Genomic DNA, 23,122 nt, shown 5'->3' with positions numbered 1-23,122 from the left:
TGCTTGTAGCTGGAGGATCCCGAAATGGCACGTGCGGTCGGCATCGACCTGGGTACGACGAACTCCGTCGTCAGTGTTCTCGAAGGCGGTGAGCCCACCGTCATCACCAACGCCGAGGGCGCCAGGACCACGCCGTCCGTTGTGGCGTTCGCGAAGAACGGCGAGGTGCTGGTCGGCGAGGTCGCCAAGCGCCAGGCAGTGACCAACGTGGACCGCACGGTCCGCTCGGTCAAGCGCCACATGGGCACCGACTGGAAGATCAACCTCGACGGCAAGGACTTCAACCCGCAGCAGATGAGCGCCTTCATCCTGCAAAAGCTCAAGCGGGATGCGGAGTCGTACCTCGGCGAGAAGGTCACGGACGCGGTCATCACCGTCCCGGCGTACTTCAACGACGCCGAGCGCCAGGCGACCAAGGAAGCCGGTGAGATCGCGGGCCTCAACGTCCTGCGTATCGTCAACGAGCCTACTGCCGCCGCGCTCGCCTACGGGCTGGAGAAGGACGACCAGACCATCCTGGTCTTCGACCTCGGTGGCGGTACCTTCGACGTCTCGCTGCTGGAGATCGGCGACGGCGTGGTGGAGGTCAAGGCCACCAACGGTGACAACCACCTCGGTGGTGACGACTGGGACCAGCGCGTCGTCGACTACCTGGTGAAGCAGTTCAACAACGGCCACGGCGTCGACCTGTCCAAGGACAAGATGGCCCTCCAGCGCCTCCGCGAGGCCGCTGAGAAGGCGAAGATCGAGCTCTCCAGCTCGTCCGAGACCACCATCAACCTGCCCTACATCACGGCGTCCGCCGAGGGCCCGCTGCACCTGGACGAGAAGCTCACCCGCGCCCAGTTCCAGCAGCTCACCTCCGACCTGCTGGAGCGCTGCAAGACCCCGTTCCACAACGTCATCAAGGACGCGGGCATCTCGCTGTCCGAGATCGACCACGTGGTCCTGGTCGGTGGCTCGACCCGTATGCCTGCCGTCGCCGAGCTCGTCAAGGAGCTGACCGGCGGCAAGGAGGCCAACAAGGGCGTCAACCCGGACGAGGTCGTCGCCATCGGCGCCTCCCTCCAGGCCGGTGTCCTCAAGGGCGAGGTCAAGGACGTCCTGCTGCTGGACGTCACCCCGCTGTCCCTCGGTATCGAGACCAAGGGCGGCATCATGACCAAGCTGATCGAGCGCAACACGACCATTCCGACCAAGCGCTCGGAGATCTTCACCACGGCCGAGGACAACCAGCCGTCCGTGCAGATCCAGGTCTACCAGGGCGAGCGCGAGATCGCGGCGTACAACAAGAAGCTCGGGATGTTCGAGCTGACCGGACTGCCCCCGGCCCCGCGCGGCGTGCCGCAGATCGAGGTCACCTTCGACATCGACGCCAACGGCATCATGCACGTCGGCGCGAAGGACCTCGGCACCGGCAAGGAGCAGAAGATGACCGTCACCGGCGGCTCCGCGCTGCCGAAGGACGACATCGACCGCATGATGCGCGAGGCCGAGCAGTACGCGGAGGAGGACCACAAGCGCCGCGAGGCCGCCGAGACCCGCAACCAGGCCGAGCAGCTGGTCTACCAGACGGACAAGTTCCTCAAGGACAACGAGGACAAGGTCCCGGGCGAGGTCAAGACCGAGGTCGAGGAGGCCCTCACCGAGCTGAAGGAGAAGCTCAAGGGCGAGGACACCGCCGAGATCCGCACGGCGACCGAGAAGGTCGCCGCGGTCAGCCAGAAGCTGGGTCAGGCCATGTACGCCAACACCGAGGCGGGCGCCGCCGACGCCGGTGCCGCCGGTGCGGCGGGTGGCGCCGAGGGCGGCCAGGCCAAGGCCGATGACGACGTGGTGGACGCCGAGATCGTCGACGACGACAAGGCCGACAAGGGTCAGGGTGGTGCCGCGTGACGGAGGAGACCCCGGGCTTCGAGGAGCAGCCCGATGTCCCCTCCGAGGCCGCGAAGACCCCTGATGACGCGGCGAAGGGCGCCGGGTCCGCCGACAAGGCGGGCCCGGCGGCCCCGGCCGGGGACCTCGAGCAGGTAGCCCTTCAGGCACAGCTGGACCAGGTCCGTACCGCCCTCAACGAGCGGACGGCCGACCTCCAGCGGCTCCAGGCGGAGTACCAGAACTATCGGCGCCGGGTCGAGCGGGACCGGGTGACGGTCAAGGAGATCGCGGTCGCGAGCCTGCTGTCCGAGCTCCTGCCCGTGCTCGACGACATCGGCCGCGCCCGTGACCACGGTGAGCTCGTCGGCGGCTTCAAGTCGGTGGGCGACTCCGTGGAAGCGGTGGTGGCCAAGCTGGGCCTCCAGCAGTTCGGCAAGGAGGGCGAGCCCTTCGACCCGCTGATCCACGAGGCCCTGATGCACTCGTACGCGCCGGATGTCACCGAGACCACGTGCGTGCAGATTCTCCAGCCGGGGTATCGGATCGGCGAGCGCACGATCCGCCCGGCGCGGGTCGCCGTCGCCGAGCCGCAGCCGGGAGCCGCCGCCGGCAAGGGCGAGGGCGAGACCGCGGCGCCGGACGAGGAGAGCGGTGGCCCGGAAGAGGGCTGACGCGACGGTGACCGCGGGAGCAGCGAGAGAGGAGGGACGTCGGGGATGAGCACCAAGGACTTCGTGGAGAAGGACTACTACAAGGTTCTCGGCGTCCCCAAGGACGCCACCGAGGCGGAGATCAAGAAGGCGTACCGGAAGCTCGCCCGCGAGTACCACCCGGACGCCAACAAGGGCGACGCCAAGGCGGAGGACCGGTTCAAGGAGATCTCCGAGGCCAACGACATCCTCGGGGACCCCAAGCGGCGCAAGGAGTACGACGAGGCCCGCGCGCTGTTCGGCAACGGGGGCTTCCGCCCCGGGCCGGGCGGGCCGGGCTCCACCGGCAGCTTCAACTTCGACCTGGGCGACCTCTTCGGCGGCGGCGCGCAGGGCGGCGGTGGCGGCGCCGGTGGCTTCGGCGGCGGGCTCGGGGATGTCTTCGGCGGGCTGTTCGGCCGCGGCGGCGCCACCCGCGCCCAGCCGCGCCGGGGCCAGGACATCGAGTCCGAGGTGACGCTCAGCTTCACCGAGGCCGTCGAGGGGGCCACGGTCCCGCTGCGGATGTCCAGCCAGGCCCCGTGCAAGGCGTGCTCGGGCACCGGCGACCGGGACGGCACCCCGCGGGTCTGCCCGACCTGTGTCGGCACCGGCCAGGTCAGCCGGGGCGGCGGGGGCGGCTTCTCGCTCACCGACCCGTGCGTGGAGTGCCGCGGCCGCGGGCTGATCGCGCAGAACCCGTGCGAGACCTGCAAGGGCAGCGGACGGGCCCGTTCCGCCCGCACCATGCAGGTCCGGATCCCCGCGGGGGTCAGCGACGGCCAGCGGATCCGGCTGCGCGGCAAGGGCGCCCCGGGCGAGACCGGCGGCCCGGCCGGCGATCTGTACGTGGTCGTGCATGTGGACCCGCATCCGGTCTTCGGCCGCAAGGACGACAACCTGACCGTCACCGTGCCCGTCACCCTTCCCGAGGCGGCGCTCGGCGGCGAGATCAAGGTTCCGACCCTGGGTGGCCCGCCGGTCACCCTGAAGCTGCCGCCCGGCACGCCCAACGGGCGGACCATGCGCGCCCGGGGCAAGGGCGCGGTACGCAAGGACGGCACCCGCGGGGACCTGCTGGTCACCGTCGAGGTCACGGTGCCGAAGGACCTGAGCGACCCCGCGCGTGACGCGCTGGAGTCGTATCGCGAGGCGACCGTGGGAGAGGACCCACGGGCGGAGCTGTTCAAGGCCGCGAAGGGAGCATGAGATGGACGGCCGAGGAGGATTCGGAGGCAGGGGCGCCGGCCGACCCCGCAACCCCTATGAGCTGACCGAGGATTCGCCGGTCTACGTCATCTCGGTGGCCGCCCAGCTCTCCGGGCTGCACCCGCAGACCCTGCGTCAGTACGACCGCCTCGGCCTGGTCTCCCCCGACCGTACCGCCGGCCGCGGCCGGCGGTACTCCGCGCGCGACATCCAGCTGCTCCGCCAGGTCCAGCAGCTGTCCCAGGACGAGGGCATCAACCTCGCCGGGATCAAGCGCATCATCGAACTGGAGAACCAGGTCGCGGCCCTCCAGTCCCGGGTCGCCGAGCTCCAGGCCGCGGTCGAGGGCGCCGCGACGGCCATGCAGCAGCGCGAGGCCCAGGTCCACGCCTCCTACCGCCGCGACCTGGTCCGCTACCAGGACGTCCAGCAGAGCAGCGCCCTGGTGGTCTGGCGCCCCAAGCGCCCGGAGTAGCGGACCGTTTCTTCCGTTTCCAAACTCATCCGATCGAGTGGCCCGACGACCGAATCCCAGGTCGTCGGGCCACTCGCGTTCGTAGCGTGTGCCCATGTCCACGTCCGGCGCCTCCAGCACGTCCAGCACCTTCCATGCGTCCAGGCTCCGGGAAGCTCTGCGCCAGGTGTGGCAGACGCTCGACCTCCCTGAGGGCTCACGCGTGGAACTCTTCGGTGCCACGATCGAGATGTCGACGTTCGGGCACCCCGACCACGCTCGCCCCCTCAACTGCCTGTGCCGGGCGATGGACGGATATCTGGTTGGCACTGGTTACGCCGCCTACATGGCGATGACCGTGGTGCACGGGCGCAGTGCCTGGATCCCCGACGTGTGCGTCGCCCCCAGGGAACCCGAGGAAGCCCTTACCGAGGACGGCCTCGGCTTCGCCGCCTCCGCCGTGAAGCTCGTCGTCGAAGTGGTCTCCCCCGGCCACGAGAACCAGCAGCGCGACCGGGTGCGCAAGCGCCGTGCCTACGCAGGGGCCGGGATCCCCGTCTACGTCCTGATCGACGACCACGACAACCACGGCACCGTCACCGTGCTGACCTCCCCCTCCCCGGACGAGGGGACGTACGCCGCCGAGACCCGTGCCCCGTACGGCACCGAGGTGGAGATCCCGGAGGGTCCGGCGAAGGGTTTCGCGATCACGGAGAAAATCACCGGCCGGCGCCAGGGGTGACCGTGGCGCGATGAGTTCCGGGTCGCTGGACTGTCCTACCTGCTGAACGGAGCATTCCACCGCAGGAGACCCCGATGTACGCAGCCCTCGTCACCCTCACGATCGACCCGGCCCAGGCCCCCGCGGCCGCCGCCGCGCTCATGAACGACATCTTGCCCAAGCTCACCGCCGCGCCGGGGTTCGTCTCCGGCCACTGGCTGGAGCCCGTGGACGGTCGGGGCCTGTCGATCCTGACCTTCGAGGACGAGGAGCGGGCCCGCGCCGCCGCCCCGCTGCTGGGCGCCTCGGCCCCCGGCGTCACCATCGAGTCCGTCGAGTTCCGCCGCGTCGCCCTCACGGCGCCCTGACCGTACGGCCTACGTCCATGCGGCGGGCGGCTTCCGGCTGATCTCGCACCAGACGAGCGACCTGTGGGTCGTACTCCTTCCCGCCCTGGCCGGTCGGCGACGTCGGCATGGTGTTCCCCCCCAGAACCGTTTCCGTGCGTGAGCAAAGCCTCGCAGGATGGCACCGGGGCGCTGGGGCGCACACGGGGTTTGTGAGAACGCCGAGGTGCTCGAAGCGCCACTGGGGGCCGCCGGGCGCACCATGGAGGTATGGGAGGAGGCATCCCAATGGTGGAAGTCAAGACGATCGAGAAGCCGGACGAACGGCGTGACTTTCCCGGAGGCCATATCGAGGCCCTCCATCTGACCGGGCTGGATTTCGCCGTGGGCACCTTCGAGCCCGGATGGCGCTGGCGGGAGTCGGTGCGGCCGATCGTGGGGACCGATCTGTGCGAGGTGCACCACAGCGGGGTCGTGGTCCAGGGCCGGATGCGGCTGCGTTCGGCCGATGGCGCGGAGGCCGAGGTGGGGCCCGGGGACGTGTATGTGGTGCCGCCCGGCCATGACGCCTGGGTGATCGGCGATGAGCAGGTCGTGGTGTACGACGTCGGCGGGCAGATGGCGGAGACCTACGCGAAGTCCAGCGACGCCGGGGCCTGAGCCAGGGGCCTGAGCCCGGGGGCGGGAGCGGCGTCGGGTAGCGGTTGAGCCGGCGGCAGGGGACGAGATGACTACCGGTCCGAAACCACCGCGCGGCCCCCGCCGCGGAGGATGGCCGCACGGCAGTGCCCGTACCGACCAGCTGATCCGCACGCTGCTGCGCCGCCGCAAGGAGTCGCTGGCGATCGAGGACGTCACCGTCGTCGACAAGCCGGGCATGCGCCGCGCCGTCGCGGCGACGGCCATCGGCAACACCATGGAGTGGTTCGACTTCGGCGTCTACGCGTATGTCGCCGTCACCCTCGGCCGTGTCTTCTTCCCCGCCGACGACCCCGCCACCCAGGTGGTCTCCACGTTCGCCACCTTCGCCGTGGCGTTCCTGGTGCGGCCGCTGGGTGGGCTGGTGTTCGGGCCGCTGGGCGACCGGATCGGGCGGCGCCGGGTGCTGTCCACCACCATGATCATGATGGCGGCGGGCACCTTCGCGGTGGGTCTGCTGCCCGGCTACGACGCGATCGGCTTCGCCGCCCCGCTGCTGCTGCTGGCCTGTCGGGTGGTGCAGGGCTTCTCGACCGGCGGGGAGTACGCGGGGGCGACCACGTACATCGCCGAGTTCGCGCCCGATCAGCGCCGTGGCTTCCTCGGCAGCTGGCTGGACTTCGGCACCTTCATCGGCTATTCGCTGGGCTCCGGCCTGGTCACCGTGCTCACCGCCGCCATCGGTGAGACCGGGATGGTGGACTGGGGCTGGCGGGTGCCGTTCCTGGTGGCGGGGCCGCTGGGGCTGATCGGTCTCTACATGCGGCTGCGGCTGGAGGAGACCCCGGCGTTCCAGCAGGAGGCCGAGCGCGCGGCCGAGGCGGCGGAGGCGGCCAAGGCCCACGGTGACACCCTGCCGATCGAGGAGGCGCGCCAGTCCGGGCGGGGGCGGCTGAAGGAGATCTTCACCAGGCACTGGCAGGCGGTGCTGATCTGCATGGGGCTGGTGCTGATGTACAACGTCACCAACTACATGGTGACGTCGTACCTGCCGACGTTCATGACCTCCACGCTCGGCGACGACGCCACCACGGCCCAGGTGCTGGTGCTGGGCACCATGCTGTTCGTGGTGCTGGCGATCACGGTGGTCGGGCGCACGTCCGACCGCTGGGGGCGGCGGCCGCTGTTCCTGTTCGGCAGCGTGGGCATGATCGTGCTGGCCATCCCGGCGGTGGTGCTGATCCGGGAGGGCGGCGTCCTGCTGCCCGCGATCGGCTGTCTGATCCTGGGCGCGATGCTGGTCACCTTCGCGGGGACGAGCGCCGCGACGCTCCCGGCGCTGTTCCCGACGCGGCTGCGCTACGGCGCGCTGTCGATCTCGTACAACCTCTCCGTGTCGCTGTTCGGCGGGACGACGCCGCTGCTGGCCTCGTGGCTGGTGGCCACCACGCACAACACGCTGGTGCCCGCCTTCTACCTGATGGCGGCGGGCGTGATCGGGCTGATTTCCACGGTGTTCCTGCACGAGACGGCGGGGAAGCCGCTGCGCGGTTCTGGGCCCATGGTGGAGACCGAGGAGGAGGCGCGCACGGCGGTGGCGGAGAGCCGTACGGAGGCCGGGCGGCACGCCCGCGACGTCTGGATCCGGCTGCGCCACCCCTGGGCGGGGGCGGGGCATCGGGAGGCCGGTCCCCAGGAGGAGGAAGAGGAGTGACGGGCCTCGGGCCGGACGGGCCACGGGCCGGACGGGCCTCGGGCCGGACGGGCCGCAGCCCAAAAGGGGTGACGGGCCCCAGCCCAAAAGGGGTGACGGGTCCCAGACCAAGAGGGGTGACGGGCGTCAGCCCCGGCCCATCGCCCGGGTGAGGGCGATCTCGATGACGACGCGGTCCGGGTTGGGGCGGGGCGTGCGCTGGTAGCGCTCGGCGTAGCGGCGTTCGGCGTCCGCGATCAGCTCGGGGTCCTCCCGTACCACCGCGAGCCCCTCCAGCGTGGCCCACCGCCTGCCCGCCATTTGGCAGACCGCGACCCGCGCACCGGCCTCGCCCGCCGCCCGGACATGGGCGACCTTACGGCTGTGACGGTTCGCGATGACGCGGGCGAGCCCGGCCTCGGGGTCGTAGGTGACGCCGACCGGGACCACATGCGGGGTGCCGTCCGGGCGCGGGGTGGTCAGGGTGCACACATGGCGTTCGCGCCAGAAAGCGAGGTACTCGGGATCTGGGTCGCGGGGATCGACGGACATGGTCCAGAACCTAAGGCCAGAGGAGTGGCGTTCGCGAGGTTGAGTGGAATAGACTCAACTTTACGGAGGTTGGGTAGGGCAGGGATGGGAAGATCGGAGCGAGGAGGAGCACAGGGACGTGGATGCCGAGCTGACCAACAAGAGCCGGGCGGCGCTGAGCGCCGCCAATGACCGGGCGGTGTCCTCCGGGCATGCGGACATGACGCCCGCGCACCTTCTGCTCGCCCTGTTGCAGGGCCAGGACAACGAGAACGTGATGGATCTGCTGGCCGCCGTCGAGGCCGACGCGGCCCTGGTGCGCGACGGCGCCGAGCGGTTGCTCGCCGCCCTGCCCAGCGTCCAGGGCTCCACCGTGGCCCCGCCGCAGGCCAGCCGCGACCTGCTGGCCGTGATCGCGGACGCCACCCAGCGGGCCAGGGAACTCGGGGACGACTACGTCTCCACCGAGCACCTCCTCATCGGCATCGCCGCCAAGGGTGGCCAGGCCGGGGAGCTGCTCGACCAGCAGGGGGCGGGCGCCAAGAAGCTGCTCGCCGCGTTCGAGAAGGTCAGGGGTGGACAGCGGGTGACGACGCCCGATCCGGAGGGCACGTACAAGGCCCTGGAGAAGTTCGGCACGGACTTCACCGCCGCCGCGCGCGAGGGCAAGCTGGACCCGGTCATCGGCCGGGACCAGGAGATCCGCCGGGTGGTGCAGGTGCTCTCCCGGCGCACCAAGAACAACCCGGTGCTGATCGGCGACCCGGGCGTCGGCAAGACGGCCGTCGTCGAGGGGCTCGCCCAGCGGATCGTCAAGGGCGATGTGCCCGAGAGCCTGCGCGACAAGCGCCTGGTCGCCCTCGACCTCGGCGCGATGGTCGCGGGCGCGAAGTACCGCGGTGAGTTCGAGGAGCGGCTGAAGACCGTCCTGGCCGAGATCAAGTCCAGCGACGGCCAGATCATCACCTTCATCGACGAGCTGCACACCGTGGTCGGCGCGGGCGCCGGCGGCGACTCCGCGATGGACGCGGGCAACATGCTCAAGCCGATGCTGGCCCGCGGTGAGCTGCGCATGGTCGGCGCCACCACGCTCGACGAGTACCGCGAGCGGATCGAGAAGGACGCCGCGCTCGAGCGCCGCTTCCAGCAGGTGCTGGTGGCCGAGCCGACCGTCGAGGACACCGTCGCCATCCTGCGCGGGCTCAAGGGCCGCTACGAGGCCCACCACAAGGTGCAGATCGCCGATGGCGCGCTGGTGGCCGCGGCCGCCCTCTCCGACCGGTACATCACCTCCCGCTTCCTGCCCGACAAGGCCATCGACCTGGTGGACGAGGCGGCCTCCCGGCTCCGGATGGAGATCGACTCCTCGCCCGTGGAGATCGACGAGCTCCAGCGGTCGGTGGACCGGATGCGGATGGAGGAGATGGCCCTCGCCCGGGAGACCGACGAGGCCAGCAGGCAGCGGCTGGAGAAGCTGCGCCGCGACCTCGCCGACAAGGAGGAGGAGCTGCGCGGCCTCACCGCCCGCTGGGAGAAGGAGAAGCAGGGCCTCAACCGCGTCGGTGAGCTGAAGGAGAAGCTGGACGAGCTGCGCGGCCAGGCCGAGCGCGCCCAGCGCGACGGCGACTTCGACACCGCCTCCAAGCTGCTGTACGGGGAGATCCCGGCCGTCGAGCGGGAGCTGGCCGAGGCGTCGGAGGCCGAGGCCGAGGTCCAGGGGGACCGCCCGACGATGGTCAAGGAGGAGGTCGGCCCGGACGACGTGGCCGATGTGGTCGCCTCCTGGACCGGCATCCCCGCGGGCCGGCTGCTGGAGGGCGAGACCCAGAAGCTGCTGCGCATGGAGGACGAGCTGGGCAAGCGGCTGATCGGCCAGACCGAGGCCGTACGGGCCGTCTCGGACGCCGTGCGCAGGACCCGGGCGGGCATCGCCGACCCGGACCGGCCCACCGGCTCGTTCCTCTTCCTCGGCCCCACCGGCGTCGGCAAGACCGAGCTGGCCAAGGCGCTCGCCGACTTCCTCTTCGACGACGAGCGGGCCATGGTCCGCATCGACATGAGCGAGTACGGCGAGAAGCACAGCGTGGCCCGGCTGGTCGGCGCCCCGCCCGGCTATGTCGGCTACGAGGAGGGCGGTCAGCTCACCGAGGCGGTGCGCCGCCGCCCGTACAGCGTGGTGCTGCTGGACGAGGTGGAGAAGGCCCATCCCGAGGTCTTCGACATCCTGCTCCAGGTGCTCGACGACGGGCGGCTCACCGACGGCCAGGGCCGGACGGTGGACTTCCGCAACACCATCCTGGTGCTCACCTCCAACCTGGGCAGCCAGTACCTGATGGATCCGCTGCTCGGTGAGGAGGAGAAGAAGCAGAGCGTCCTCGAGACCGTGCGGACCTCCTTCAAGCCCGAGTTCCTCAACCGCCTGGACGACCTCGTGGTCTTCTCCGCGCTCAGCGGCCCGGAGCTGGCCCGGATCGCCGAGCTCCAGATCGCCCGGCTGGCCCGCCGCCTCGCCGACCGCAGGCTCACCCTCGACGTCACCCCGGCCGCGCTGGAGTGGCTCGCCGAGGAGGGCAACGACCCGGCGTACGGGGCGCGCCCGCTGCGCCGGCTGATCCAGACCGCGATCGGCGACCGGCTGGCCAAGGAGATCCTCGCCGGGGAGGTCCGGGACGGCGACAAGGTCCGGGTGGACCGGGTCGGCAACGAGCTGCTGGTGGGCCCCGAGCAGTAGATCCATCCCCTCTCCACCCGGTCCCGTTCGACCGGATCGGGCAATGTACGGCCGGGGTTGCACGGCGGGGGCGGGTGTGAGGGAGGATGGCGGTATTCCATACGAAGGGAAATCCACGGTGAGCATCGACCCGTCCTCGATTCCGAATTTCGGGGGTCAGCCCGAGCCCGAACCGACGGGTCCGAGCGGCCCCGTGCTGCCCGACCAGGACCTGGTCAAGCAGCTGCTGGAGCAGATGGAGCTGAAGTACGTCGTCGACGAGGAGGGGGACCTCGCCGCGCCGTGGGAGCAGTTCCGTACCTACTTCATGTTCCGCGGGGAGGAGGAGCAGCAGGTCTTCTCCGTCCGCACGTTCTACGACCGGCCGCACGGCATCGATGAGAAGCCGCGGCTGCTCGAGGCGATCGACGACTGGAACCGCCGCACCCTGTGGCCGAAGGTCTACAGCCACACCAATGACGACGGCACGGTCCGGTTGATCGGTGAGGCGCAGATGCTGATCGGCACCGGCGTCAGCCTGGAGCACTTCGTGTCCTCCACGGTCAGCTGGGTGCGGGCTTCGATCGAATTCGACCGCTGGCTGGTCGAACAGCTCGGTCTGGAGGCCGACATCGAGAACGACGGCGACGACAAGCCGGGCGACGACGAGGCCTGACCGGCCGAGCCGCACATCGGCCGGAAAGGCCGTTTCCCGGTCAGACCGGGCTGGTGGCCATGGTCAGCAGATACGTCCCGTAGAGACAGGAGAGCCCGGCCAGCACGCCGCCCACCAGGACGGCGGTGCGCGGCCGGGCTCTTGCCATCGCCAGCGCCGCCGGGAGCAGCAGCGGGAAGGCGGGCAGCAGGAAGCGCGGCTTGGACGCGAAGTAGTTGGCGCTGGCGAGTGCGATGAACACCAGGGCGATGGTGTAGACGGCCAGCGGCAGCGGCGGTGGCCGCAGCGCGAGCCCGACCAGGGAGATCAGCGAGGCGCCGATGACGATCAGCGCCATGTAGTGCGACAGATAGCCGCTGCCCATGATCAGGGAGCGGGCGGAGCGGAAGCCGCTCGCACCGAGGTCGAGATAGGTCCCCCAGCCGTCCTGGACGTCCAGATAGCCGCGCCAGGTGCCGCGCCGCACCCCCACCCACGCGGCGTAGCCGAGCCAGCCGAGCGGTGACAGCGCGGCCCCCGCCCACACCCGCCAGGACGTACGCCCGCGGTGCCGCCGGATGTCGACAGCCGCGCAGACGCACACGGCCGCCGCGACCGCGAGCCCGTTGGGCCGGGTGGCCCCCGCGCACAGCGCGAGCGCCCCGGCCCAGAGCCAGCGCCCGGTCAGCAGCGCGTACAGCGACCAGGCCGCCAGCGCCGTCAGCAGCGACTCCGTGTACCCCATGGACTCGACGACCGCATGCGGCAGCAGCCCCCACAGCGCGACCAGCGCCAGGGCCACCCGCCGCCCGTACAGCCGCTCCCCGACCGCGTGGATCCCCCAGGCCGCCAGCCCGGCCGCGGCCCAGGCGATCAGCAGCCCGGCCGTCACCGCGCCGATGGGGACGATGTCGGTGACGGCCCGGATCAGCGCCGGGTAGAGCGGGAAGAACGCGAGGTCGCTGAAGCTCAGGCCGGGGTGGGTGACGGAGGGGCGGCTGGTGCCGTAGCCGTGCTGGGCGATGCCCACGTACCAGAGGCTGTCCCAGTAGTGCCCGAGCTGCGTCCGCGGATGCTTCCCGGCCTGCCGGGCGCCCAGCGCCACACAGACGATCCCGGCCGCCCGCACCGTCGCGTACACCGCGAGCGCGAGCCACGCCCGCCCCAGCGACGTCCCGACCCGCCCCAGCACCCGCCGCCGTTCCGGATGCCGCCGTGGCGGCTCCGGGGGCCGTGCGGACGCGGTGGTGTCGGCGGACACGGAGACCTCCGGTGCGGGCACACGACGGGCACACTCGGGCACGACGGACCTGCGCCGAGCCCCCCGGAGGGGACGGACCAGGGGGCCCGGCGGACACACCGACCATCCGCCAGGCCGCGGACGCCCGCGACCCGGGAAGTCCAACCGGGGGAGGGTTGCCGGAGGGGCCGCGTCAGCCCTGGGCGAGGGTCTTGAGGCGGCCCACGGCGTCCGTAAGGACCTCTTCGCGCTTGCAGAAGGCGAAGCGGACGAAGGGGGAGCCCTGGTCCTGGTGGTCGTAGAAGACCGCGTTCGGGACCGCGACCACACCGCAGCGCTCGGGGAGGGAGCGGCAGAAGGCGAAGCCGTCGGTCTCGCCGAGGGGGCGGATGTCGGTGGTGATGAAGTAGGTGCCCGAGGGGCGGAAGACGTGGAAGCCCGCGTCGGCCAGGCCATCGGCCAGCAGATCGCGCTTGGCGCGCAGATCGTCCCGGATGCCGTGGAAGTAGGCGTCCGGGAGGGCCAGCGCCTCGGCCACCGCGTACTGGAAGGGGCCCGCCGAGACATACGTGAGGTACTGCTTGGCCGAGCGCACCGCCGTGACCAGCTCGGGGGCGCCGGTCACCCAGCCGACCTTCCAGCCGGTGAACGAAAACGTCTTCCCACTGCTGCTGATGGTGACCGTCCGCTCGCGCATCCCGGGGAAGGAGACGAGCGGGGTGTGCTCGGTGCCGAAGACGAGGTGCTCGTAGACCTCGTCGGTGACCACCAGCAGATCGCGCTCGACGGCGAGCTCGGCGACCGCGGCCAGCTCATCGCGGGTGAGCACGGTGCCGGTGGGGTTGTGCGGGGTGTTGAGCAGGATGAGCCGGGTGCGGTCGGTGACGGCGGCGCGCAGCTCGTCCAGGTCCAGCCGGAAGGTGTCACCGTCGGGGCGCAGGGTGACGGGCACGCGGACGCCGCCCGCCATGGCCACACAGGCGGCGTACGAGTCGTAGTACGGCTCCAGCGCGATCACCTCGTCGCCCGGCTCCACCAGCGCCAGCAGCGACGCCGCGATGGCCTCGGTGGCGCCCGCGGTGATCAGCACCTCGGTGTCGGGGTCGAAGCCCAGCCCGTACCAGCGCCGCTGGTGCTCGGTGACGGCGGTGCGCAGCTCGGGCACGCCGGGGCCGGGCGGATACTGATTGCCCCGGCCGTCACGCAGCGCGCGGACGGCGGCCTCGCGCACCTCCTCGGGGCCGTCGGTGTCCGGAAAGCCCTGCCCGAGGTTGATGGCCCCGGTGCGCACGGCGAGGGCGGACATCTCGGCGAAGATCGTGGTGCCGAAGGCGGCCAGTCGGCGGTTGAGCGGCGGTCGTCCCATGGCGCCCATACTCCGCCGAACCATCGGCCCGCATCAACTCTCCCCCTGCCCGGCGTGGGGTAAAGGGCGATGTCAGGGCCAGACGTTGGCCTGTGCTCGAGAGCAGCCGATCAGACGGCGGTCGCCCGGGCGGCCTCGGCTTCGAACGCCATGGGCCCCGGGACAGCAGTCCCGGGGCCCATGACAACCCTGGAATTCACATGGTCGGCGGGTGAGTAATGCAGACCAAGTAAATCTCGGTGCATCCGTCTCAGATGCCGACGCCGCCAGAGAAACCCGCCTGTCCGGAGACGGGGCCCACCTGGCCGCTGAGGCCACCTGAAACCGAGCCACCCAGAGCGGGCAGGGTGGGCAGGGTGGGCAGGGTGGGCTCTGCACCGCCCGTCAGGTTTACGGTCCCGAGAACTCCGCCGGAGACATTGTCCAGCTCGCTGTCAGCGATCTCGATGGCCTCGATCTGCTTACGCACGTCAGGCCCTCCCTTTCGTTTTTGGTGTGACCACGGGGCGTATCGAGCGGCCCGGCGTCAAGCTGGTCCAGCCAGCGTGACGATCGTCCGCCACTCAGAAGCGGAGGTCCATCTTCCGAGTGGCGTGGATCAAACCATGTCTACGGCGGCTCAGCCACCGCGATCTGTCCGAAATATCTAGGGATATTTTGGTATCGCGGCATGTCGGTAAGCCGGACTTTTGGCTGGATGGCGACGACTTCTTCACTTGCATTTCGGCTACTGGGCCTCGTGGAGGGAGCTGGCGTGGCCATCAGAAGGACACATCACCCCTTGAGGATGGCGTTCATCCTGCAAGGCGCGACCCAGCGGCAAGGCTGTGACCTTTCTGTGGAGATAACGCGCAGATTTACTGAACCGCAGCGCTACAGCATTGTGTTGCTCGATTTCCGGACACAGCAGGCCGGTGCCTGGCCGCGACCCGCGCGGGCTGAGCACGCGCGCGCGGCGTACGACCCGTACGCCACCCGGAAGGGGACTTGGCGCATGTGCGGCCCTGGGGATGGCGGGTTCGAGGGTGAGGCGGGAGACCTGGACGCGGGGATACGCGTACGCGGAGTGGACTACATGAGCGGCTGGCGGGATGGGGGGGGCGCAGCCGAGCCGACCCTCTTGTCCCGAGTGCTGAAAGGGACACCGCCCCGGCTGTTCAGCGGGGGCGGTGCGGTCGTATGCCTGCTGACTTATGGCCTCAGAAGGTCAGGGAATGCTGGAGATGCCAGCTCCACCCAAGCGGCTTCGGCCGCAGCTCAGTCCGAACTTCCACGTGCCGCGGCCCATGTATCGGCCGGTTATTGTCCTTCCGTCGGCACATTCTGCGTTAGCCGCATGCCGATGCTTTGTTATTTTACAGGTGACTTTAAAGGACGTCCTTGTTTTCGTGAAGTTATAGCAGACATACCCATCTCCCCTGTCCCACACTTCGCTCACGGAACTTTGATGAGTGGACTCCGCCCGGGCGGGATCAGCGGCTTGCGTGGAACTTTCCGCGAGAGCGGGTAGTGCCGCCCCAAGTGTGAATACGACAGCCGAAACAGCGGTCGTCGCAGTGGTGAATCCGGGGCCTATTTTCACACCTTCTCCAAACTGAGTGTGCTCTGCCGTGAGTGCGCGATGTCAGTCGATGAGTGGGATGGGTATCGAACATTTCTGAGCGCTCTATCCGCTTGAAGCCATAAGAACCCTATGTTTCCGTAGTGGCGTGTATCAATAGCGATTCAGCCAAATTTGCGCCCGCTCAAATGCGCCAGGCTGCGGGACGTGCCGCTGCCTCCCGAGGCGGGCGAGGACGGTGTATCTGTTCCGGCTCGGTGTCCGTGGTCGTGCGGGAGCGGGTCGATTCTGCGTCCCCTGCTTCCGTCTCCACGTCGGCAGACCTTCCCACCCGGCGCGGGACACCCACCCTCGCTAAATTTCCGCGCTGGTTTTGAGTGGCGGGACGGACGGGTACTCGGCAGGGCCGGAATGTGTCGAGCGCGCGTTGTCGCCAGAGCGGTGGGCTCCCCGGGAGGCGAGATGGCCGAGCAGAGCACACAGCGGGCCGGCGCCTGGCCACGGCTTCGGCTGGAGGACTGGGGCGAGACCCGGGACACGCTGCACATGTGGACCCAGATCGTCGGCAAGATCCGGCTGGACCATGCGCCACCGGCCAATCAGTGGTGGCAGGTGACCTTGTATGTCACCCCGCGCGGGCTGAGCACGTCCACGATCCCGTATCGGACCGGAGCGTTTGATATCGAGTTCGACTTCGTCGATGACCGGCTGGGGATCCGGGTCAGTGACGGGAGCCGGCGCGAGCTGGCGCTGGAGTCCAAATCGGTGTCCCAGTTCTACTCCGAGATCATGGGTCTGCTGGGGGACCTGGGCATCCAGACCCGGATGTACCCCCGGCCGAACGAGGTGCCCGTGGCGATTCCGTTCCCGGAGGATCACCGGCACGCGGCGTACGACCCGCACGCCGCCCGGCTCTTCTGGGGGCAATTGCTGAACGCGCAGCGGGTGTTCGGGGAATTCCGGTCCCATTTCGTCGGCAAGGCCAGCCCCGTGCACTTCTTCTGGGGAGCGATGGACCTGGCCGTCACCCGCTTCTCCGGCCGCACCGCGCCGCCGCATCCCCCCGGCGGGGTGCCGAACCTGCCGGACCGGGTGACGCAGGAGGCGTATTCCGTCGAGCTCTCCAGCTGCGGCTTCTGGCCCGGCGGCGGGGAGGAGGGCGGCTTCTACTCCTACGCCTACCCCGAGCCCGCCGGCTTCGCCGACCAGCCGGTCCGGCCCGCGACGGCCTCGTACCGGCGGGACGTCGGCGAATTCGTGCTGCCCTACGAGGCGGTCGCCACCGCGCCCGATCCGGACCGGACGCTGAGCGAATTCCTGCACAGCACGTATGAGGCGGCCGCCGAACTGGCCGACTGGGACCGCGCGGTCCTGGAAGCCGACCCCGTCCACTGGGAGCACCGCTGAGGCGTATCGCCCGCCGGTCACGCCGACTCGCAAGTCGCCCAGCAGCAACGGCACGGACTGGCCGGGCTCAGTCGATCGTCTTGATCACCCGGGCGGGCACTCCCGCGACCACGGTGCCGGCAGGAACATCATGAGTGACCACCGCACCGGCAGCGACCACCGCACCGGCACCGATGGTCACTCCCTGCGTGATCACGGCAGCCGTCCCGATCCAGACGTGGTCCTCGATGACGATCGGGGCGAAGGAGAGGTACTCGCGGCGCTCGGCCAGGGGCAGTGGATGGCCTCCGGTGATGAGGCTGACCTTCGGGGCGATCATGACGCTGTTGCCGATACGGATGCCTCCCTTGTCCATGAAGGTGCATCCCTGGTTGACGAAGACGTTCTCCCCGAACGTCGTGTTGAGCCCGTACTCGGTGAAGAACGGCGGGTAGATCATCACCGACTCCGGCAGCGGGCCGCCGAACACAAGAGAAAGTAGTTCCGCGCGGCCTTCGCTGTCGCTGAACGGAAGCACGTTCAGTCGAGACGTCGCATCGGTCACTTCCACGATCCGCTCCGCATGACGCGCGAACTCGGGCGTCCGGACATACATAACCTGCTCTGTGCGGGTAGACATGCGCTTATCCCACCACCGCGCAGAACGCGCGATCAAACAACCCTGCACCACACCAGACACAACCATTGGTTGTGGAAATAGGGTGGAAGCGTGGACGTTGAAGCGCTGCGGACGTTCGTGGCCGTCGCCGAGACCGGCCAGTTCCAGGCTGCTGCCGACAAGCTGGGGATCAGCCAGCAGGCGGTCTCCAAGCGGATCGCGGCCCTGGAGAGGCACATCGAGGTCACGCTCCTGGTGCGGACCTCCCGAGGCTCCCGGCCGAGCCTGGACGGGCAGGTCTTCCTGCCGCACGCCAAGAAGGTCCTGGCCGCCCTCGAGCAGGCCGAGCAGGCCGTGCGCCCCGGCAGCCGTCCCTTGCGCGTCGATGTCCTCAATCGGCGCATCTCCCCTGCCCAGGCCGTCTACCGGTTCTACCGCTCCCACCCCGAGACGGACCTGGACGCGGTCACGCTGAGCAAGCAGAACGCCGCCCAGGCCGCCCAGGCGGTGCTCGAAGGGACCGTCGACGCGTCGTTCCGTGCCCTGCCGGCAGACCAGGTCCCGGCCGGGATCAGCGCCGAACGACTCCTGGACGCACCCCTGGAGTTCCTGGTCGGCCCCGACCACCCGCTGGCTGACGCGCCCTGGGTCAGTCCTGCGGACCTGGCCGGCCACCGCATCTGGATCCCCGGGATCAGGCCGGGCACGGAGTGGGCGGCGTTCTACCAGGCGCTGTCCGAGGCCTTCGGCCTGAGCATCGACGCGCTCGGCCCCAACTTCGGTGACGAGGCCCTGATGGACGCGCTGGCCGACTCGGACTCGCTGGCCACCCTCGTCGGCAGCGGGGACCGGTACCTGTGGCCCCAGACCCACGACCTACGGCGCATCCCGTTGCACGACCCGACCCCGGTCTACCCGCACGTGCTGCTGTTCCGCAGCGGAGACCGGCACCCCGTGCTGACGGCGCTACGCGAGCAGCTGCGCACCGCAGGCCCGCGAACCCCGCACGATGTGTGGGCGCCGGACTGGGTGGACCGCTGACCAGACGACCGAATTGACAGACGGGCCCAAGTCCTTGTCCGGCGCTCAGCGGTTGTCCCCCGGGCGAGCTACGTGCGGGTGCGCTCCGGGTGGTGACGATTCCGGGGCTCCGGGTCCATAGCGTCTGAGACGCCCGCGGGGAGCGGGTGACCCAGACTCTCTCAGGGGGGAAGAACGATGATCCGCAATGCCAGGGTGTCCGCTGTGATCGCGCTGTCCTGCGCCGTGGCCGGTGTGGGGCTCGTCGGTTGTGAGGATGACTCGAAGGCGGACGCGGAGACGACCGCCGCCGCTTCGAAGAAGGCGGGCGACCAGGACTTGCTGACCGGCACCAAGAAGATCGAGATTGGCGGCCAGTTGGTGAACGTGTCCTGTTCGGGGACTCCGGCGGACGGCGCGCCGGTCATCATGCTGGTGGCCGGAGGCGGCGACGGGCTGGACAAGGTGGCCGGGATCCAGAAGACCCTGAGCGAGAAGAACCGGGTCTGTTCCTACGACCGGCTCGGCGAAGGCGCCAGCGACAAGCCCGACGGTCCGCAGACCCTCAAGAGCACGGGCAAGGTGCTGACCGCCGTGCTCGACCGGGTCGCCGGTGACAACCCGGTCGTGCTGGCCGGGCATTCGCTGGGCGGGCTGATCGCCGCCCGGTACGCCCCCGACCACCGGGACAGGGTCAAGGGGCTGGTCCTGATGGACGCCACCTCGCCGACCCAGACCGCCGATCTCAACAAGGGAATCCCCGAATCCGCCACCGGCCCGGCAGTCGCCTTGCGTGATCGGACCCTCGCGATCCTGCACGGAGGGGAGCCGGAGAAGCTCACGGTGCCCGACGGCAAGGTCCGTTCCGCCGGGGACATCCCGGTGGAGGTGATCCACCACGGTAAGCAGTACCTCGCGGAGGTGCCCGACTACGGGCCGGGCCTGGAGCGGGCGTGGACCAACGGCCAGCGCAAGTGGCTCGCGGTCTCCAGCCGCGCCAAGCTGAGCACCGCCAAGACCAGCGCGCACTACATCTACGTCGACCAGCCGGATGTCGCCGTGCGGGCGATCGAGCGCGTCACCGTCCAGGCCGTGGACAGCGCGGCCTCCGGGCGCTGAACCTCTGGACTTCCTCAACTTCGCTTTGACCCCGCGTGAGGTCGGGCATGTGACCCGGCAGGTACGAAGCGGTACCTCGCTACGGGGGTTGGAAGGAGAGTGAGGACCATGGGTCCTGTTGTCATCTTGGTCGTGCTGGCGTTCACGTTCGCGGCGCTCGCCGCGCTGGGCGCCGGCCGGTCGAAGGGGTACAGCGGGCGGCGCAAGCGGTCCTGGGGCGCCGGTTCCAGCGGGGCCGCCGGTGGCGGCTGGTGGGCCGGTGGCGACGGCGGCGGTGGTGGCCATCACGGGGGTGGTCACCACGGCGGCGGTGGCTGCGGCGGCGGAGGCGGCTGCGGTGGCGGGGGTGGCTGCGGTGGCGGCGGCGGTGGTGGCGGTGGCTGCGGCGGGGGTGGCTGACCCCGGGCCCACGGGCTCGTAGGCCCGCGGGCCCCGCGCCTTACGGTCGCCGTACCGTTCTTACGGTTGCCATGCCCTTCTTACGGTTGCCACGCCGTCCTTACGGCCGTGAAGCGATGAGCCAGCGCCCGGCGCGCCAACGTGCGCCGGGCGCTGGCTTGTTGAACACTTGACCTAGGGAGCGCCCTAGGGGGTGGAAACCCGGCGAAGGTGGGTAAAAACGATGTGGCGCCCAGCATTTCATGATTCCGTATACCACCAATCGACCTTACGGCCCCACGTGGGCACGAGCCGCCGTATGCGCATGCCCCTGGTCCCCCGCGGGGCGAGCTGGCCCAACTTTTTCCACTGCGTGCTTGCGGAGCCGATCCATGCTCACGACCCTCAAGACTGCCTACACCGATACCCGCGCCGCTGACCTCGCCTGGGGGCTGGGACGGGAGCCGCTTCCCGCCCTCGCTGTGCTCGATCTTCAACTCCATGACTTCGCCGTACAGTTGAGGCTTCTGGGAGCCTCCCACCAGGTCCTCCTCGAAGGGGAGGGCGGCCGTTGCTCGGAGACCGTGGCCTGTATGTCCGGCAACAGCACCCCGCTTCCGCTGGGGGTTTCCACCCTCGTCGACGGCCGCGAATACGAATTCGCGGCGCGCGTCGAGGAGTTGTCGCAAGGGGCCTTCGCCGGGCGCGCCCAGGAGCTGCTCGCGCTGGTGGCCGACCATCCGCACGGCCTGGCCGGTACGTTCCCCGGTAGCCCGAACGCGTTCACGGCGCTGCTCGCGCAGTGGAACGAGGGCACGGTGGGCTGGCGGACCTGGCATGCCTACCCCCAGGAAGGGCGGTTGGTCACCACCCGCACCTGTGTGGGGGCCCGGGTGCCGGCCGCGCTCCGGCCGCCGGGAGCGGGCGGGCTCGATATGGGCGGTCTGCCGGGTGGGCTGCCGGGTGGGCTGCCGAGCGGTCTGCCGGGCAGTGTGCCGAGCGGTCTGGCGGACGGCCTCACGGACGGGGTGTCGGACGGGGTGTCGGACGGGCTGTCGGATGGGGTGTCGCCCCAAGTCCCCTGCGTCTGAAGGGGATCGCGCATGGCCGAGAGGCCACCGATGCCAGATGTACGAACGGCAATGCACCCGTGTGGGGGACGAGACGTAAGCGATATGTGACGTAGCGTTCCCTTTGTGATCGATTCGCCCATGTCCGCCGTCTCGGATGCGCCGTCGTCGCCGGAATCCGGCCCTCCGGCGCGGCTGCCGGTGCGGGCGGGGCTCGGCCGCTTCCTCGTGCTCGGCACGGTCTTCGTCTGCGCCGCCTGCGGGCTCGTCTACGAGCTCGAACTCGTAGCCCTCGCCTCCTACTTGGCGGGTGACTCGGTCACCCAGGCGTCCGTGGTGCTGTCCGTGATGGTCTTCGCGATGGGGGTCGGCTCGCTGCTGGCCAAGCGGCTGCGCTGCCGGGCCGCCGTGGGCTTCGGCGCGGTCGAGGCGGTGCTCGCGCTCGTCGGCGGCTGCTCGGCGATGGCGCTGTACGCGTGCTTCGCATGGGGCGGTCATTCGCGCTCCGCGCTCGTCGGCTTCTCGTTCGCCATCGGTGTGCTCATCGGGGCCGAGGTGCCGCTGCTGATGACCCTGATCCAGCGGGTGCGGCGGCAGGACGCGGGCGGTGCGGTGGCCGATCTGTTCGCGGCGGACTATGTGGGCGCGCTGGTCGGAGGGCTCGCCTTTCCCTTTCTGCTGCTGCCCGCGTTCGGCCAGCTGACCGGTGCGCTGGTCACCGGCGCGGTCAACGCGGTCGCGGGTGGTGCGCTGGTGCTCTGGCTGTTCCGCCGCGATCTGAGCGTACGGGCGCGGTGGACGCTGATCGTCGCCAATGGGCTGGTGCTCGCCGCGCTGGCCGCCGGTGCCGTGCTGACCCCCTCCTTCGAGCGGGCCGCCCGCCAGGCCGTCTACGGACCGGGGGTGCGGGTCGCGCTGCGCACCGGCGAGCAGGAGATCGTGCTGGTGGGCGGGGGGACGAGCGGGCGGCCGCTGTCGCTCTTCCTCAACGGGCGGCTGCGGGTCAGCGGGCGCGACGAGGTCCGCTACCACGAGGCGCTGATCCACCCGGCGATGGCCGCCGGACCGCACGGCCGGGTGCTGGTGCTGGGTGGGGGCGACGGGCTCGCGGCGCGCGAGATCCTGCGGTACGCCGGGGTCCGCTCGGTGACCGTCGTGGAGCGCGACGCGGAGGTGGTGCGGCTGGCCCGGCGCGATCCGGGCCTGTCCGCGCTCAACGGCGGCGCCTACCGCGATCCGCGGGTGCGGGCGGTGACGGCGGACGCCTTCGACTGGCTGCGCCGGTCCATGGCGTACGACGTGGTGGTCTGCGATCTGCCCGCCCCCGAGCTCACCCCGAGCACCAAGTACTACTCCCAGGAGTTCTACGGCCTGGCCGAGCGGGTGCTGGCGCCCGGCGGCCGGCTGGTGGTCCACGCCGGGCCGCTGCGGCCCGATCCGCGGGCGTTCTGGACGGTGGACGCGACGATGCGTTCGGTCGGGCTGCGGACCACTCCGTATGTGATCGGCGACCCGCGGCCCGGGCGCGGCAGCCCGCACGACTGGGGCTTCGTCCTGGCGGCGCGCTCCCCGGTCGGGCTGCGGCTGGCCCCGCACCGGCCGCGGCCGCGCTCGCTGACGGAGGAGGGGCTGCGGGCGGCCCGCCGCACGGCCGAGCGCGCTTGGGAGGGTGGTCTGCCCCCGTCGACGCTCATGCGTCCGCGCTATGGGGAGTGACGCCCCGGCCTGTGCGCGCCCATGCGCGGAGTGACGCCCCGGCCTGTGCGCGCCTACGCGCGGAGTGACGCCCCGGCGGGCCCGGCGGCGGGTGGCGCCCACCGGCGTGCGGGGCGTCTGC

20 protein-coding genes and 1 pseudogene are annotated in these 23,122 nt (G+C 70.3%); 16 read left to right on the top strand and 5 right to left on the bottom strand.

All coding sequences use genetic code 11. The features are described 5' to 3' along the window. The first annotated feature begins 24 nt into the window (after window positions 1-24). From dnaK to proP, 8 genes are all read left to right on the top strand, one after another. A complete protein-coding gene (gene dnaK / locus ABD329_RS14510) occupies window positions 25-1,896 on the top strand; it encodes a molecular chaperone DnaK (protein WP_198280824.1) in 1,872 nt (623 codons plus the stop codon). Then, a complete protein-coding gene (gene grpE, locus ABD329_RS14505; protein ID WP_086883961.1) occupies window positions 1,893-2,549 on the top strand; it encodes a nucleotide exchange factor GrpE in 657 nt (218 codons plus the stop codon). The genes dnaK and grpE overlap by 4 nt, the downstream gene beginning before the upstream one ends. 45 nt (window positions 2,550-2,594) lie before the next feature. Beyond that, window positions 2,595-3,776, top strand: a complete 1,182-nt coding sequence (gene dnaJ / locus ABD329_RS14500; RefSeq protein ID WP_344316428.1) for a molecular chaperone DnaJ — start codon at window positions 2,595-2,597, stop codon at window positions 3,774-3,776. A gap of 1 nt (window position 3,777) precedes the next feature. Continuing rightward, window positions 3,778-4,251, top strand: a complete 474-nt coding sequence (locus ABD329_RS14495; RefSeq protein WP_051573184.1) for a heat shock protein transcriptional repressor HspR — start codon at window positions 3,778-3,780, stop codon at window positions 4,249-4,251. 94 nt (window positions 4,252-4,345) lie between these two features. Continuing rightward, on the top strand, window positions 4,346-4,972 hold the full coding sequence (locus ABD329_RS14490) for a Uma2 family endonuclease (RefSeq protein ID WP_198279718.1): 627 nt from the start codon (window positions 4,346-4,348) through the stop codon (window positions 4,970-4,972). A 74-nt stretch (window positions 4,973-5,046) separates the two neighbouring features. Then, window positions 5,047-5,319, top strand: coding sequence for a hypothetical protein (locus tag ABD329_RS14485; RefSeq protein WP_198279717.1), 273 nt, complete (start codon window positions 5,047-5,049; stop codon window positions 5,317-5,319). Between the two features lie 267 nt (window positions 5,320-5,586). After that, window positions 5,587-5,958, top strand: a complete 372-nt coding sequence (locus ABD329_RS14480) for a cupin domain-containing protein (RefSeq protein ID WP_198279716.1) — start codon at window positions 5,587-5,589, stop codon at window positions 5,956-5,958. Between the two features lie 67 nt (window positions 5,959-6,025). After that, complete coding sequence (gene proP / locus ABD329_RS14475; RefSeq protein WP_198279715.1) at window positions 6,026-7,651, top strand: glycine betaine/L-proline transporter ProP; 1,626 nt, start codon at window positions 6,026-6,028, stop codon at window positions 7,649-7,651. A gap of 126 nt (window positions 7,652-7,777) precedes the next feature. Here proP and ABD329_RS14470 read toward each other — a convergent pair whose 3' ends face one another. Then, window positions 7,778-8,182 (bottom strand): pyridoxamine 5'-phosphate oxidase family protein, encoded by a 405-nt coding sequence (locus tag ABD329_RS14470; RefSeq protein WP_198279714.1) that lies wholly within the window; start codon window positions 8,180-8,182, stop codon window positions 7,778-7,780. Between the two features lie 118 nt (window positions 8,183-8,300). Between ABD329_RS14470 and clpB the strand changes: the two genes are divergently transcribed. Both clpB and ABD329_RS14460 read left to right on the top strand, forming a co-directional pair. Then, window positions 8,301-10,892 carry an ATP-dependent chaperone ClpB gene (clpB, locus tag ABD329_RS14465; protein WP_198279713.1) on the top strand — a complete coding sequence of 864 codons (2,592 nt, stop codon included), beginning with the start codon at window positions 8,301-8,303 and terminating at the stop codon, window positions 10,890-10,892. Window positions 10,893-11,010: 118 nt separating this feature from the next. Further along, window positions 11,011-11,547 carry a YbjN domain-containing protein gene (locus ABD329_RS14460; RefSeq protein ID WP_138914654.1) on the top strand — a complete coding sequence of 179 codons (537 nt, stop codon included), beginning with the start codon at window positions 11,011-11,013 and terminating at the stop codon, window positions 11,545-11,547. 40 nt (window positions 11,548-11,587) lie between these two features. On the opposite strand, the gene ABD329_RS14455 is transcribed toward ABD329_RS14460, so the two are convergent. From ABD329_RS14455 to ABD329_RS14445, 3 genes are all read right to left on the bottom strand, one after another. After that, window positions 11,588-12,787, bottom strand: a complete 1,200-nt coding sequence (locus tag ABD329_RS14455; protein ID WP_344316426.1) for a hypothetical protein — start codon at window positions 12,785-12,787, stop codon at window positions 11,588-11,590. Between the two features lie 172 nt (window positions 12,788-12,959). Beyond that, window positions 12,960-14,132 (bottom strand): pyridoxal phosphate-dependent aminotransferase, encoded by a 1,173-nt coding sequence (locus ABD329_RS14450; RefSeq protein WP_198282314.1) that lies wholly within the window; start codon window positions 14,130-14,132, stop codon window positions 12,960-12,962. Between the two features lie 250 nt (window positions 14,133-14,382). Continuing rightward, complete coding sequence (locus ABD329_RS14445) at window positions 14,383-14,601, bottom strand: type A2 lantipeptide (protein ID WP_330810346.1); 219 nt, start codon at window positions 14,599-14,601, stop codon at window positions 14,383-14,385. A 1,554-nt stretch (window positions 14,602-16,155) separates the two neighbouring features. On the opposite strand from ABD329_RS14445, the gene ABD329_RS14440 reads away from it, so the two are divergent. Continuing rightward, a complete protein-coding gene (locus ABD329_RS14440) occupies window positions 16,156-17,100 on the top strand; it encodes a DUF5996 family protein (protein WP_198281087.1) in 945 nt (314 codons plus the stop codon). 67 nt (window positions 17,101-17,167) lie between these two features. Here the strand turns inward: ABD329_RS14440 and ABD329_RS14435 are convergent, their stop codons facing one another. After that, window positions 17,168-17,695 (bottom strand): DapH/DapD/GlmU-related protein, encoded by a 528-nt coding sequence (locus ABD329_RS14435; protein WP_198281091.1) that lies wholly within the window; start codon window positions 17,693-17,695, stop codon window positions 17,168-17,170. 114 nt (window positions 17,696-17,809) lie between these two features. On the opposite strand from ABD329_RS14435, the gene ABD329_RS14430 reads away from it, so the two are divergent. The 5 genes and pseudogenes from ABD329_RS14430 to ABD329_RS14410 all read left to right on the top strand — a co-directional run bounded on the left by ABD329_RS14430 (window position 17,810) and on the right by ABD329_RS14410 (window position 23,001). Next, window positions 17,810-18,739, top strand: a complete 930-nt coding sequence (locus ABD329_RS14430; RefSeq protein ID WP_198281088.1) for a LysR family transcriptional regulator — start codon at window positions 17,810-17,812, stop codon at window positions 18,737-18,739. Between the two features lie 177 nt (window positions 18,740-18,916). Beyond that, a complete protein-coding gene (locus ABD329_RS14425; protein WP_198281089.1) occupies window positions 18,917-19,837 on the top strand; it encodes an alpha/beta fold hydrolase in 921 nt (306 codons plus the stop codon). Window positions 19,838-19,945: 108 nt separating this feature from the next. Continuing rightward, window positions 19,946-20,236, top strand: coding sequence for a hypothetical protein (locus ABD329_RS14420; RefSeq protein ID WP_344316425.1), 291 nt, complete (start codon window positions 19,946-19,948; stop codon window positions 20,234-20,236). Between the two features lie 371 nt (window positions 20,237-20,607). Then, a pseudogene (locus tag ABD329_RS14415) lies at window positions 20,608-21,123 on the top strand (DUF2617 family protein); the annotation flags it as partial. A gap of 303 nt (window positions 21,124-21,426) precedes the next feature. After that, a complete protein-coding gene (locus ABD329_RS14410; protein ID WP_198279147.1) occupies window positions 21,427-23,001 on the top strand; it encodes a polyamine aminopropyltransferase in 1,575 nt (524 codons plus the stop codon). The last annotated feature ends 121 nt before the right edge of the window (window positions 23,002-23,122 follow it).

The sequence above is a fragment of the Streptomyces javensis genome, assembly GCF_039525925.1.
GTDB lineage: Bacteria > Actinomycetota > Actinomycetes > Streptomycetales > Streptomycetaceae > Streptomyces > Streptomyces asiaticus.
This window is presented reverse-complemented; position numbering and strand designations above follow the sequence as displayed.